At 64.2% G+C, this 13774-nt stretch carries 14 protein-coding genes; 7 read left to right on the plus strand and 7 right to left on the minus strand.

What is annotated here, in order from left to right; all coding sequences use genetic code 11:
* Nucleotides 1-2: 2 nt before the first annotated feature.
* The gene (locus KXR83_RS01840; RefSeq protein ID WP_437423337.1) at nt 3-611 is read left to right on the plus strand and encodes a DNA-3-methyladenine glycosylase I; all 609 of its coding nucleotides are present in this window, start codon (nt 3-5) and stop codon (nt 609-611) included.
* Between the two features lie 11 nt (nt 612-622).
* On the opposite strand, the gene KXR83_RS01845 is transcribed toward KXR83_RS01840, so the two are convergent.
* Nucleotides 623-1087, minus strand: a complete 465-nt coding sequence (locus KXR83_RS01845; protein WP_437423338.1) for an NUDIX hydrolase — start codon at nt 1085-1087, stop codon at nt 623-625.
* A 219-nt stretch (nt 1088-1306) separates the two neighbouring features.
* Between KXR83_RS01845 and KXR83_RS01850 the strand changes: the two genes are divergently transcribed.
* The gene (locus KXR83_RS01850; RefSeq protein WP_437423339.1) at nt 1307-2218 is read left to right on the plus strand and encodes a phosphodiesterase; all 912 of its coding nucleotides are present in this window, start codon (nt 1307-1309) and stop codon (nt 2216-2218) included.
* A gap of 17 nt (nt 2219-2235) precedes the next feature.
* Here KXR83_RS01850 and KXR83_RS01855 read toward each other — a convergent pair whose 3' ends face one another.
* Nucleotides 2236-3675, minus strand: a complete 1440-nt coding sequence (locus KXR83_RS01855) for a stealth family protein (RefSeq protein WP_437423593.1) — start codon at nt 3673-3675, stop codon at nt 2236-2238.
* A 378-nt stretch (nt 3676-4053) separates the two neighbouring features.
* Here KXR83_RS01855 and sigM point away from each other — a divergent pair, with 378 nt between their 5' ends.
* Entirely contained in the window at nt 4054-4641 is a 588-nt protein-coding gene (gene sigM, locus KXR83_RS01860) for an RNA polymerase sigma factor SigM (RefSeq protein WP_247206718.1), read from the plus strand.
* 122 nt (nt 4642-4763) lie between these two features.
* A complete protein-coding gene (mug, locus tag KXR83_RS01865; RefSeq protein WP_437423340.1) occupies nt 4764-5339 on the plus strand; it encodes a G/U mismatch-specific DNA glycosylase in 576 nt (191 codons plus the stop codon).
* A gap of 680 nt (nt 5340-6019) precedes the next feature.
* Here the strand turns inward: mug and KXR83_RS01870 are convergent.
* Nucleotides 6020-6919 carry a phosphatase PAP2 family protein gene (locus tag KXR83_RS01870; RefSeq protein ID WP_437423341.1) on the minus strand — a complete coding sequence of 300 codons (900 nt, stop codon included), beginning with the start codon at nt 6917-6919 and terminating at the stop codon, nt 6020-6022.
* Nucleotides 6920-7112: 193 nt separating this feature from the next.
* Here KXR83_RS01870 and trxB point away from each other — a divergent pair, with 193 nt between their 5' ends.
* The 3 genes from trxB to KXR83_RS01885 all read left to right on the plus strand — a co-directional run bounded on the left by trxB (nt 7113) and on the right by KXR83_RS01885 (nt 9884).
* Complete coding sequence (gene trxB, locus KXR83_RS01875; protein WP_437423342.1) at nt 7113-8099, plus strand: thioredoxin-disulfide reductase; 987 nt, start codon at nt 7113-7115, stop codon at nt 8097-8099.
* 61 nt (nt 8100-8160) lie between these two features.
* Nucleotides 8161-8493: a thioredoxin gene (trxA, locus tag KXR83_RS01880; RefSeq protein ID WP_023954118.1), complete on the plus strand. Its 333-nt coding sequence runs from the start codon at nt 8161-8163 to the stop codon at nt 8491-8493.
* A 209-nt stretch (nt 8494-8702) separates the two neighbouring features.
* Nucleotides 8703-9884: an N-acetylmuramoyl-L-alanine amidase gene (locus KXR83_RS01885; protein ID WP_437423343.1), complete on the plus strand. Its 1182-nt coding sequence runs from the start codon at nt 8703-8705 to the stop codon at nt 9882-9884.
* 47 nt (nt 9885-9931) lie between these two features.
* Here the strand turns inward: KXR83_RS01885 and KXR83_RS01890 are convergent, their stop codons facing one another.
* The 4 genes from KXR83_RS01890 to rsmG form a co-directional block, all read right to left on the minus strand.
* Nucleotides 9932-10648, minus strand: coding sequence for a hypothetical protein (locus KXR83_RS01890; RefSeq protein ID WP_437423344.1), 717 nt, complete (start codon nt 10646-10648; stop codon nt 9932-9934).
* Nucleotides 10649-10871: 223 nt separating this feature from the next.
* Complete coding sequence (locus KXR83_RS01895) at nt 10872-11852, minus strand: ParB/RepB/Spo0J family partition protein (protein WP_437423594.1); 981 nt, start codon at nt 11850-11852, stop codon at nt 10872-10874.
* Nucleotides 11853-11953: 101 nt separating this feature from the next.
* Nucleotides 11954-12955, minus strand: coding sequence for a ParA family protein (locus KXR83_RS01900; protein WP_081906721.1), 1002 nt, complete (start codon nt 12953-12955; stop codon nt 11954-11956).
* A gap of 11 nt (nt 12956-12966) precedes the next feature.
* Nucleotides 12967-13533, minus strand: a complete 567-nt coding sequence (gene rsmG, locus KXR83_RS01905; RefSeq protein ID WP_437423595.1) for a 16S rRNA (guanine(527)-N(7))-methyltransferase RsmG — start codon at nt 13531-13533, stop codon at nt 12967-12969.
* Nucleotides 13534-13774: the final 241 nt, after the last annotated feature.

Below are 13774 nucleotides of genomic sequence, written 5' to 3' on the forward strand. Positions count from 1 at the left end.
CGGTGACAACCGACGGACTGCCCGCGGGTGCAGTGCGATGTGAGGACGGGCTGATCCGTCCGCTGTGGGCCGCACAGACCGGCCTGATGCGCGACTACTACGACAACGAGTGGGGCATGCCGGTCTCCGGCGAGAACGCCCACTTCGAAAGACTTGTGCTGGAAGGTTTTCAGGCCGGCCTGTCATGGGCGACCATCCTGCGCAAGCGACCCGCCTTCCGCGAGGTCTTCCGCGACTTCGACGTGGATATCGTCGCCGCGTTCGGCGACCGCGAAATCGAGGCGATGCTGGCCGACGCACGCATCATCCGCCATCGCGGCAAGATCGAGGCCGCCATCGGAAACGCCCGTGCCACACAGCAATTGCGCGCCGACGGTGGCCTGGTCGACTTCCTGTGGTCGTTCAAACCCGATCGCACGCCCGAGCCCGAAGAGATGGCCGACGTGCCGACCACGTCGGCTGAATCCATCGCGATGTCGAAGGCCCTGCGCGCACGTGGCTTCCGGTTTGTCGGGCCCACCACGATGTTCGCCCTGATGGAGGCCATCGGCCTCGTCGACACCCATCTGCTGAGCTCGCACCGGCGCGGCAGTTCCGGTATCTGGTCCTGACGGGCCGTTCGTCAATCGGTGGGGCTGTCCAGATGCCGTCGGACCAGATCCGCAAGATTGGCCGGGTAGATCATCTCGTCACTCGCCTCGATCTCTTCGGGCTTCCACCACCGATGGCCGAGTATCGAGCTGCGCTCCAATTCCGTCCAGCCCGCCGAGTGGGGCTCGAACGCTCCCACGTGCGCCACGAAGTAGGTCTCCACCTGATGGATCGGCTCGCCCCCGAAGACGATGTCGAACTCGCGGGCATAGACGGGCGCCGACATCTCGATGACCTGCAGGCCGGTCTCCTCGTACACCTCACGGCGCGCCGCCTGTTCATCGCTCTCGTCGCCTTCTCGGCCGCCGCCGGGGGTGAACCACCACGGCCCGGCCGACGGGTTCTGTGGATCCACACCGCGGAACAGCAGCGTGCGGCCCTCCTCGTCGATGAGGATGATGCGGGCGGCGCGACGCAGCCGGCGAACGATCTTCACAGTTCTCCACCTCTCAGGCGGCTCCCAGCGTGCCAGACCCGCCCGGGTGCCGCGACATCCGCACGACCGCAGCTGTTCACCCTGCCGCGACGGCACGGGCCCCGGCTGGCAGTTTCAGACTGTTTGGCTACTGTGGACACCGCGGCGGTCACCTGATCACCGCATCACTCCACGCCAGCAGTCTCCTCCAGCGCCAATCCGATCGGAAGCGAGAGACCGATGATGGCTCGGACGGCCGAGTATCCCCGGCCCAACCACTGCATCGTGCACGTCAGCGACACCCACCTCATCGACGGGGACGGCGATCTCTACGGGGGAGTGGACAGCACCTCACGCCTTCGTCAGATACTCACCGAACTCACCGGTTCCGGTTCGAGGATCGATGCGCTGGTGTTCACCGGCGACCTCGCCGACAAGGGTGACCCGCGCGCCTACGACACCCTCCGGACGATGGTCCAGCCTGTCGCCGACGACCTCGGAGCCCGGTTGATCTGGGCGATGGGCAATCACGACGACCGCGCGAATTTCCGGGTGAAGCTACTCGACCAGGAACCCTCGACCACAGCGGTCGACGCCGTGTACGACGTCGATGGTCTGCGGATCGTCACGCTCGACACCACGGTTCCCGGACTCCACCATGGCGAGATCGCCGATGAGCAACTCAATTGGCTGGCAGGGGTTCTCGCCACCCCCGCCGACTTCGGGACCATCCTCGCAATGCACCACCCACCGGTACCCTGTGTGCTCGACCTGGCTGTCCTGGTGGAACTACACGACCAGGATCGTCTCGCAGATGTGTTGCGCGGCAGCGATGTACGGTCCATCATCGCCGGGCACCTGCACTACTCCACCACCGCCACCTTCGCGGGCATCCCGGTGTCGGTGGCCGCAGCCACCTGCTACAACCAAGATCTCAATGTCCCTGCCGGTGCCATGCGCGGCCGCGACGGAGGCCAGGGCTACAACCTGGTGCATGTCTACGACACCACCATCGTCCACTCAGCGGTGCCGATCGGTACGTATGAGACTGTCGGAGAGTATGTTTCGCCGGCCGAGACCGCGCGCCGACTGTCCGAGGCAGGCATCGTCATCGCCGACGGCCGCAGAGCCGATTCGGTCAGTCGCGTCTGAACAGGACGTGTGGGCGCCTACGCGAAAGACGATGTCGTCGCGGCAGTCTCCCACGGGGCGACGATGGGGAAGTAGCGGTCGAGGAAGCTCGTGACCGTCTGCGTCCGCAGTTCGAGGTCGACCTCCGGAACGCTGCCGTCGTTGAGGCAGAAGAAGTCCACCGCCCGCTTGGGCAGCATCTTTTCCATGTCCTTGAGCCCGGCGTACTCGGTGGTGTCGATGTAGCGCACCTTCGCGTCCTTCTGCACCACCGCGCGCCCGGTCATCAACGCGTAGTAGTGGTAGAGCGAGTTGGTCACCGAGATGTTGCTGCTCGACCGGAACGCACTCGCCGCGGTGGCGGCGAACTCAGCGGGGAACTCCCTCTCCATCTCTTCGAGCACACTCTTGCGTAGCGGGGTGGCGGCATGTTCGAGATGCCGAGTTGTCATGAGCCCGAACCGATCCTGCAACAGCCGACGATTCACCCTCGCCGCGTTCTCGAACCCGCTGCGGTCCTGGTCGCTGTATCCGAGACCGATGCGTGTGGTGGCCTCGATGAACATGCTCACGCCGCCGGAGGAGAAGAAGGCCTCAGGGCTGACCGGCCGACCGAAGAACATGTCGTCGTTCGAGTACAGGAAGTGTTCGGACAACCCCGGGATACGGTGCAGCTGACATTCCACGGCCTGCGAATTGTGTGTCGGCAGAACCGATTTGTCGGCGAAGAACTCCTCGCTCGGCACGAAGGTGACCCGCGGGTCGTCGGCCAGCCAGGACGGCCGCTCGGAATCGGTGGCCACGAAGATGCGGCGTACCCAGGGTGCGTACATGTACACCGACCGCAGCGCATACTTCAGCTCGTCGATCTGTCGGTACCGCGCGGCTGACGCATCCCCTTCTCCGACAACGTAATTCTGCATCCGCTTGGCGCGCTGGGCCTGGAACTCGGCCGACGAACCGTCGACCCAGGAGAAGACGATGTCGATGTCGAAGTTGATGTCGGAGGCATGGCCGGCAAACATGTTCTCGATGGTCGGCCACGTCTTGCCGAACTTCTCCACCGTGCCGCGAACGGCCTCTTCTTTGCGGATCGTGCGCCGGGTGAGTGAATTCTCGATCGGGAGAATGATTTCCGACGGCGTGAACGACCACAGCTCCACCTGGACAGCGGTGGATGCGCCGTAGTGCAGGCCGCTGCCCGGTTCCACCCGTGGCCGGTACAGCCGGAAGATTCGCGCCTTGGACGACGCTGACAGGCGTCCGTCGCCGACGAAGACCGCCTTACCGCGTTCTGCGTCAACGGTTTTCGAGTAGAACGGTTCGCGTTCGCAGGCGTCCGCAAGAGCTCGTGTCATCGCTTTGCGGTTGGTCCATGCCACCGCGATCACCGGGCGTTCGTCGTTCCCGCGCACGAGCAGGTATTCGATCTCCGCGTCGTCGAGGACGTCCCGGATGAACAGCAGATCCTCGACCATCGCCTGGTGAGGTGTGGTCGAGGTGATGGTCAGCGCGTATCGACCCTCGAACCCGACGACGTCGGGCCGCTCCCGGAGCCGCGCGACCGAAGCCGGTGACTCACGAAGGACGGCCTCCGGTTTGTCGAGCTCGGGAGGAACGAGGTAGATCTCATGTGGCGCAGACGACAGAGTGATGTGGCGATCCTTCCGGGGAGCACAGCCGAGAATTCCCCGCCGATCGGTCAAGTCTAATGCTCTCCCCGGTGGACCCCGTCCGCTCGTCGGTACGGTGGGCCATCGGCGCCGGTCACGGCCCTTTTTGACGGGTTGTCATACAAACAGATGCACTTGCATCTGGTCTCGCACGCGACATTGGGGTCCATTAGTCTCACTCCCATGGCCAAATGGGGGAGGGCCGGCGGTGACGTGCGGACCGATGGGGAATTGCTTGCAGCGCATGTGCAGGGGGACAGGGATGCGTTTGCGGTTCTGATCACCCGTCATCAGAGCTACCTGTGGGCCGTTGCGCGCCGCACCTCTCATTCCGACGAAGACGCCGCCGACGCACTGCAGGAAGCCCTCCTCAACGCCCACCGCATGGCCCATCGGTTCCGCGCCGACGCCAAGGTCACATCGTGGCTGCATCGTATTGTCGTCAACGCATGCCTGGATCGTATCCGCCGCAACAAGTCTCGGCAGACCGTTCCTCTGCCCGAGTTCGACATCGCACAACTCGCCGATCCCCATGACCGCACCGGCACCGTCGACCTGTCCATGTCGATCGGCCGTGCGCTCGACTCTCTGCCCCCCGAGCAGCGTGCGGCGATCGTTGCCATCGATGTCGAGGGGTATTCGGTGGCGGAGGCGGCCGAACTCCTCGGGGTTCCCTCCGGGACCATCAAGAGTCGCTGCGCACGCGGCCGCGCCAAGTTGGCGGTACTGCTGGGACACCTGCGTGACACTGCCGACGAGGCCCAGGGATAGTCGCCACCCGTCACTCTTCAGGCCACTATCAAAGCCACGTCTTCAAGCCGCGTTTCAGGCGTCGCAGAGCTGATCCGGGCTGTCCGTGGCATCCGCCCGTGACCGTGCGGTCTACTGGTCCGATGGGCTTCACACGCGCCGAACTCGAGTCGTATCGCGATGCCGTCGTCCCCGATCTCATCGGGCCCGACTGCAAATTGTTGTTCGTCGGGATCAATCCCGGACTCTGGACGGCGGCGACCGGCGCACACTTCGCCCGGCGCGGCAATCGCTTCTATCCGGCTCTGTGGCGGGCTGGGATCGTCGATCGATTGATCGATGCGTCGGCAGGCATGAGCGATGACGATCGGGCCCTGTTGCTCGACCGAGGGATCGGTATCACCAACGTCGTCCCGAGGGCGTCTGCACGGGCCGACGAACTGACCACCGAAGAACTGATCGAGGGCGGCCGCAAGCTGATCGAGACGGTCACCCGCGTGCACCCAAAGGTCATCGCAGTCGCGGGAATCACGGCCTACCGCACGGCTTTTGGGGACCGGAAGGCAACTGCCGGACGTCAGGACCGTACGATCGGCGACACGGTGGTGTGGGTTGTTCCCAACCCGAGTGGTCTCAACGCACACCACACCGTCGACACCCTTGCGGAGGCCTATCGGGCCGCGGCGGTCGAGGCGGGTGTGGTCCACGAAAGTCGGTAAAAAAAGACAGTGTGTCGAGGGAACCGTTGCGAAGAAACTGGCGTCCTAGCTTTCACATCAAGAAAACGAGGGAAACTGGGGTTCGAACGATGTTCGGTATCGGCAATCGGCACCACACTGACCGCGAGCTGCCAGAACCGCCGTACCCGCTGGACATGATCGCCGACCTCCACGCCGGCGTCTATCCCGACGAGGTGGCCGATGCCCTGCGCGCAAAGGTGTTCGACGACCCGGACTCGTTGACCATCTGGAAAGCGCTGGACGCCACCACCGGCGAATTGGCTTCTGCGCCGCTCGTCGAGGAGCCGTTGCCCGCCTACGCCCAGCACAAGCTCGACCAGGCGCTACACATGATGGCCGCTGACCATCACGATGCACCTGCGGAGGCTGTCACCCCGCTGCGCCGTCATCGTGGTGCCGTTCTGCTCTCTGCTGTTGCCGCAGCTGCAGCCGTGGCTGCGATCGCGGTCGCGACCACCTTTGCCTTCAGCGGCCGCTCCGAACCCGCAATCGCCGAACAAAACGTTCCCACTCCCACTTCCATCGCCGTGCCTTCGGATGCCACCCTGCTCAGCGCGCTCGGCCAGTCCTCCGACACCGCGTTCGGCGACCTCGCCCGCCGCGACCGTTGTCTGGCTGCCAACGAAATTCAGCCGGCCACTGCTGTGTTGGGTACGAGTTCAATTCAGGCCGGTGGCGGCCCTGCGGTGGTGATATTGCTCAGCACGGGCACGGCGGGACGGTTCGATGCGCTGGTGGTCGGAGCCGACTGCGACACGGCCAATCCGGCGACGCTCAGCCGCACCACCATCGGCAACAAGTGACGCCACGGCAGCTGCCGCGATGAGTCCCACCGGCAGCACCGCCAGATGGCCCGTTCCCACCGACCACACCACCGGTCCCGTCGCTGCTGCGGCTGCCGTCCAGACTCCTGCCCGTACGCCTGACACTGGGCGCGGGCCGAGGTCGTAGGTGTGTCGCCGGGTCGGCGGCACCAGATGCACCAGGGCCGTCGCCACCAGAATCGACCCGATCAGGTCGCTGGGCCGGTGCCATCCCCAGACCATCAAGTCCTGACCGACAAGCGTCAACCAGCCGACTCCGAGGATGGCCAACACCGGGGCCACCCGTCTCGGAGCCGCTCGTACGATGGCCGCCACACATCCGGCAGCTGCAGCGGCGTGCCCACTCGGAAAGGTGTTCGACAGCCAGCCATCTCCGACGAAGTCTGGGCGTAGCAGCAGCTCGTCCCGCAGGAACTGAGCCACCAGGATCCCGGCGATCGGCAACAGCAGCAGAGGCAACAGACTCCAGCGCCGCCCCGCGACAATGCCCAGACCGATGATCAGGACCGCCGCAACCATCCACAGTCGGTAGTCGGTGATGGACCCCAGACCGACCACGTGGGGCAGGTCAGCACTCGCCCCGGTGCCGCGGAGCGTCAGGTAGGCCTGCTGGTCCAGATATTGACCCCACTGGGTACGGACGGCCAGTAGGTAAACGGCGCCCATGGCAATCGTCAGAGTCGCCGCCCAGGCCAGAGGAGGCCACGTGGAGAGTCGCGAGGGTCGCAGGAGCACGGATCCATCGTGCCGAACGTTTCTGTGAGCTCTCACAGGGTCTGCGCACCTGTTCCGGGAACAGATCCCTTTAGGCTGGTGTTGTCCATCGCGGGTGAAGAAAACGTCAAGGCTTCGCTGACAGCGGAGCCCACCGCCTCGCCCCGACAGGCCACGAGCCCAGGTTGAACCACCGTAAGGAAGTAGAGCACCGATGACCTCAGCAGGTACCGAGACCGTCCACGACGTGATCATCATCGGATCAGGACCGGCCGGATACACAGCAGCCGTGTATGCCGCACGTGCCGAACTCTCCCCGGTGGTCTTCGAGGGCACCCAGTTCGGTGGTGCGTTGATGACCACCACCGAGGTGGAGAACTTCCCGGGATTCCAGAAGGGGATCCAGGGTCCCGAACTCATGGACGAGATGCGTGAGCAGGCCATCCGCTTCGGTGCGGACCTGCGCATGGAAGACGTCGACGCGGTCCGCCTCACCGGCGAGATCAAAGAGGTCGACGCCGGCGGCGAGACCCACCGGGCAAAAGCCGTCATCCTCGCCATGGGCGCCGCAGCCCGCTACCTCGACATTCCCGGCGAGCAGGATCTGCTCGGCCGAGGAGTGTCGGCGTGTGCCACCTGTGACGGCTTCTTCTTCCGTGACCAGGACATTGCCGTCATCGGCGGCGGTGACTCCGCCATGGAGGAGGCGACCTTCCTCACCAAGTTCGCACGCAGTGTCACCGTCATCCATCGCCGCGAGGAGTTCCGTGCCTCACGGATCATGCTCGAGCGTGCCCGCGCCAACGAGAAGATCCGCTTCGTGACCAACGCGACCATCGGCCGTGTTCTCGGCGAGACGTCGGTGACCGGCCTGGAGCTGGTGGACACCGTCACCGGTGCCACTTCGCAGATCGATTCCACCGGCATGTTCGTGGCCATCGGCCACGACCCACGCAGCGCGCTGGTCAAGGACCAGGTCGACCTCGATCCGGACGGCTACGTGCGGGTGCAGGGCCGCACCACGTACACCTCACTGCCCGGCGTATTCGCCGCCGGCGACCTGGTGGACCACACCTACCGGCAGGCCATCACGGCCGCCGGCTCGGGCTGTGCCGCCGCCATCGACGCCGAGCGGTGGCTCGCGGACCAGAACGACATCAGTCCGCTCGAGGTCCCCGAAGCAGCCGGCGTTCAGGGCTGACCGCTCGAACCGACCGGTTCGACCGAACCGGCCCCCCACAGACGAACCAAAGGAGATCAAAATGGGTGCAAACACCGTTGCCGTGACAGATGCCACATTCAAGGAGGAAGTGCTCGGTGCCGGCAAGCCGGTGCTGGTCGACTTCTGGGCCACCTGGTGCGGACCGTGCAAGATGGTCGCTCCGGTGCTCGAGGAGATCGCCGGGGAGAACTCCGACAAGCTCACCGTCGCCAAGCTCGACGTTGACCAGAACCCCAATGTCGCAAGGGATTTCCAGATCATGTCGATCCCCACGATGATCCTTTTCGAAGATGGCAAGCCCACCAAGACCATCGTCGGGGCAAAGGGCAAAGCGGCACTTCTCCGCGAACTCGATGGGGTTCTCGGCAAGTAGTCGGCCCTGTTCAGCAGTCCCCTCGCCAGCGGTCACGTACCAGTACTGAGATGATTACGGTCATCAAATTGGTACGTGACCGTATTGGCTCTGACGGCGGATTGCTGAGACACTCGTAGCTGACTCGGAGCCCTGCGCTCCGAAAACCACGCCGAGCGCGGTACCCCTGTGCCGCCGACGCCCGAGTTGACGCCAGAAGGGAAGGCCTCGTGACGCCGTTGTTCCGGTTGGGAGATCACGGCTCGGCTGTGGCCGAAATTCGTGGCATTCTCACCGGACAGGGTCTGCTGAACGACGCACCTTCACCGGCCGGCCGGCTGGTCGATCCGAACGGCTGGGCGCAACCGGAAGCCGTTTTCGACCTCGCAACCGACCACGCGGTCCGGGCGTTCCAGCAGCAACGCGGCCTGATCGTCGACGGTGTTGTCGGGCCCGCGACGTTCCGTGCGCTCCGCGAGGCGTCCTACCGCCTGGGTGCGCGAGTGCTCTCGTACCAACTCTCGGCTCCCATGCACGGCGACGACGTCGCCACGTTGCAGGCGCGTCTGCAGAACCTCGGCTATTACACCGGCTTGGTCGACGGGTTCTTCGGTGCGGACACCTACAACGCACTGTGCAGCTACCAGTCCGAGTTCGGACTCAGTTCAGACGGCATCTGCGGGCCGGCGACCCTTCGTTCGCTCGAGCTACTGGGTACACGTGTCACCGGTGGATCACCGCATGCGATCCGCGAAGAAGAACACGTCCGCCGGCTCGGCCCCCAGCTGTCCGGCAAGCGGATCGTCATCGACCCGGGCTCCGGCGGATCGCACCCAGGCACCGACCCGGCCACGGCAAAGATCGAAGAAGAGATCCTGTGGGACCTTGCCCGCAGACTCGAGGGCAGAATGATCGCCGCTGGCATGGAGACCTTCTTCTCGCGCGCCCAGGGGGAGGACCCCTCCGACGAAGAGCGCGCCGAAACCGCCAACGCAATCGGTGCCGATCTACTTCTCGCGCTGCGCTGCGCCCACTATCCGAACGACCGCGCCAGTGGCGTCGCGACGTTCTATTTCGGTACGCCACATGGCTCTTCGTCCACCATCGGCCGATCGCTCGCCGGGTTCATCCAGCGTGAGATCGTCGCCCGTACCCATCTGCGCGACTGCCGGTGGCACGAGCGCACGTGGGACATCATGCGACGCACACGCATGCCTGCCGTGCAGCTCGACGTCGGCTACATCAGCAACCTTCATGATGCGACCGAGCTGAGTGACCCCGCAGTGCGCGACACCATCGCCGAGGCCATCTTGGTCGCCGTGAAGCGGTTATACCTTCTGGGCCGCGATGATCAGCCGACCGGCACGTACACCTTCGCCGAGTTGCTCGCCTCAGAAGAACTGGCCCGCTGACCGTTCCCTGGTGACCGCGCCTGACGATTGAACGGAAGAGTTCGCCGCTACTGCTCGGCGATCCGCCGTCGCAGTCCGGTCTTCTGGCCGACTGGCACTGCTGTCCGTTCGCGTCCCGCAACGTCGATGGCCGCCATCACCACAAGTTTCTCGAGCGCACTCTCCACGCCGGCCTTCCAGCCGAGATCGTCGTCGAGTTCCAGACGCAGTCGTGGGTACCGGTGGTGAGCCGACACCACATCGAAACCTGCGCCCTTCAGGAAGTGCGCATCGATCATGCAATGCGGACAGATCGATTCCTGATCGGGTTCCTCCACCGAAGTGGTGTGCGCCGACCGGACAATCCCGAATGACTCGATTGCCCGGACACCACGACGGGTGAGATCGACGACGACGGCGGTGGCCAATTCGTCGGCCGCGCCGTCAAAGCCCGGGTCGACCCAGAGCGACGTCAGGATCACTGCGTCAGCCGACACCGGGGACGTGGGGAACATCAACGAGCGCGGCACGCTGCGTGGGGGACCGTAGAACGCCGCCCCGACCACTTTGCCGGTATGGGTGTTGATCGCGAGTTGTCCGCACGTGCCCCACTCGAGGAGCATCATCGACACCCAAGCTTCTTTGTCGAACTCGCTGTCGAACTCTCCGCCGCCGGGATTCGCGGGAATGAGCTCTGGGTCCATCTCCCAGAACACACACCGACGAGTGTGGGTGGAGAGTGACTCGAACCCGTCCATGGTGAGCGGCGTTATCGTTACCGACACGGCCCCGCCGCCTCCTGAACACACCTGATTGGAACGAATTCTGCCCTGAACGCTTTCCAGTTTAAGTGATGATCCGTGATCGGTAGAGATGAGCCGCCCAAATTCGGAAAGACCATGTGCAACAGCGTGTTCCACGGTTTCCGAGCACCCGGAGACGGGGCTACGTCACAGTGACGTTTCATCCCGACACTGGGGTACTCGGAAATTCGCGGCTCAAAACTCATCATTGCGCGATGATCTCCACGAGCCGTTCGAGGTCGCCGACGGACCCGAATTCGACAGTGATCTTGCCTTTACGCTTACCCATAGCGACCGTCACCCGCGTATCCAACTTGTCGGACAGCCGCTCGGCGACGTCTTGGAGCCCGGGCATCTGCATCGGTTTGCGTTTTTGCTGAGCCGGGGCAGCGGGTCCATCGCCTCGGTTGGCAAGATGCACCGCTTCCTCGGTGGCTCGCACCGACATACCTTCGGCCACGATTCGTGCGGCGAGTGCTTCCTGTGCGGCTGAATCCGCTTCGAGGGCGAGTAGCGCACGAGCGTGTCCGGCCGACAGAACGCCGGCTGCGACACGTCGTTGCACGGGAATCGGCAGCCGCAGCAGACGGATCATGTTCGTGACCACAGGCCGCGAACGACCGAGTCGAGTTGCCAGCTCCTCGTGTGTAACCCCGAACTCCTCGAGCAGCTGCTGATACGCGGCCGCTTCTTCCAACGGGTTGAGCTGCACCCGGTGGATGTTCTCCAGGAGCGCGTCGCGCAACATGTCGCCGTCGGCAGTCTCGCGAACGATCGCCGGAATCGTCTCGAGTCCGGCTTCCTGACTCGCTCGCCAGCGGCGCTCGCCCATGACGAGTTGGTACTCGGCACCGGCATCTGGTTCCGCCAGACGACGTACCACGATGGGCTGCATCAATCCGAACTCGCGGATTGAGTGCACCAGTTCGGCGAGCGCTTCTTCGTCGAACGCCGTACGCGGCTGCTGCGGGTTCGGCTGAATCAGAGCCGGTGGGATCTCGCGGTAGATCGCACCCACCGTGTCGTCCACACCACGTGGATCCGTCACGGTCGGGGGAGTGGGCACCGGAGAGGTGGCTGTTTCCGACGAGGTGGTGGATTCCTTCGCCGGGCCGAACACGGCATCAGACGCCGCGGATCCCATACGCGGGCCCTCGGTGGGCCCGGTGGGGATGAGTGCCGCCAGTCCTCGACCGAGGCCGCCCTTGCGCTGTGGTGCCTTTGGCTTGCCGCCCGCGGTCTTGCCCGGAGTTTTCGAAGGGCCGACAGCCTGCTCTGACTCGGTCACTACCGGTTCTCCTCTTCTCGATCCGACCGCAACGCCAACTCGCGGCCCGCATCCAAATAACTCATGGCTCCACGTGAACCCGGGTCGTACTCGATGATCGTGGTGCCGTAGCCCGGCGCTTCAGAGACCTTGACGCTGCGTGGAATGACCGTGTTGAGCACACGGTCACCGAAGTGCTCACGCACGCTTTCGGCGACCTGGTCGGCCAACTTCGTGCGGCCGTCGTACATCGTCAGCACCACAGTGGACACGTGGAGGTTCGGATTGAGGTGCGCCTGAACGAGGTTGATATTCGACAACAACTGGCTTACACCCTCGAGGGCGTAGTACTCACACTGAATCGGGATCATCACCTCCCGCGCTGCGACCATCGCGTTGATGGTCAGCAGTCCCAGTGATGGCGGGCAATCGATCAGGACAAAATCGAAGTCGTACCGGTCGAGCGTTTCTTGATCGAGTGCGTTCCGCAGCCGGTTCTCGCGCGCGACCATCGACACCAGTTCGATCTCTGCGCCGGCCAGATCCAGTGTCGCCGGCACACAGAACAGCCGCTCGTTCGAGGAGCTCTGGACGATCGTGTCGGCAAAACTCACTTCACCGATGAGGAGTTCGTACACGGACGGGATCCCCGACCGGTGGTCGACACCGAGGGCTGTACTGGCGTTGCCCTGAGGATCGAGGTCGATCACGAGGACGCGAAGCTGATGCACCGCCAGTGCCGCCGCCATGTTCACGGCGGTGGTCGTCTTGCCCACTCCACCCTTTTGATTGGCGATCGTGATGATCCGGGTGTGCTTGGGCCGGGGGAGTGCACCCGAGCCTCCCGGGGTCAATACGCGGCTGGCTCGTTCAGCAGCAGCCGCAATCGGGGTGTCCAGCGGGGACTCCTTGCGGAAAGTGGATGTGGTCTCGTACGCGCTGGTTTCACGTGAAACTGTTTCACGTGAAACGTGCGATTCGTTGGACACGCTTGGGCTCCTTCGGCTACGCCTGCTGAACATTCTGCGCTCTGTCACCGACGACCACCAACCCGCGCGCCAGACACTACCGTCGTCGGGGTGGGAAGTAGTCCGGTCCCGCACACTTCGACCCGAAGCCTGGCAAGACCAATGCGGTTCAGGGTGCCTTGGTGGGTAGCAATTTCGTCGGCGGCAGAAGATCCCTTCACGGCCAAGAGCCGGCCACCCGGACGAAGTAGGGGAGTGCACCACTTCCCGAGACGATCCAGCGGGGCCACGGCGCGCGATGTCGCCACGTCGGAATCACCCACCACTTTGCGTACCGACTTCTCCTCGGCCCGTCCGCGCACAACCTGCACGTCCAGTTCCAGCGCCTCGACAACCTCGTCGAGGAAAGTCGATCGGCGCAGCAGCGGTTCGACAAGAGACACTCGCAGCGACGGCTTGGCGATGGCAATAGCGATGCCGGGTAGACCCGCGCCACTGCCGATGTCAACCACCGTCTCCCCATCGGCGACCAGCTGCGCAACCACAGCACAGTTCAGAATGTGGCGTGCCCAGAGACGGTCGACTTCGCGAGGCCCGATCAGTCCACGCTCAACCCCGGCGTTCGCCAGCATGTCCCAGTAGGCCTCTGCCTTACCCAGTTGGTCGCCGAACACCGTTGCTGCGGCTCGCTGTAATTGCTCGCCGTTCTCAGCAGAAAATTCTGCGGTCACCCGCGCCTCCGTTTCACGTGAAACAACTTCCTCACACATCCTCTCGCGCCACCCACATACCGACAAAACAACATCGGTGTAATTCGGACCCGAGAAAGCAGTGGGCCCCCGGCGAATCCGCCGGGGGCCCACTTTCTAGGTT

This window comes from Williamsia muralis (genome assembly GCF_051487485.1).
In the GTDB taxonomy this organism is placed as follows: Bacteria; Actinomycetota; Actinomycetes; order Mycobacteriales; family Mycobacteriaceae; genus Williamsia; species Williamsia muralis_B.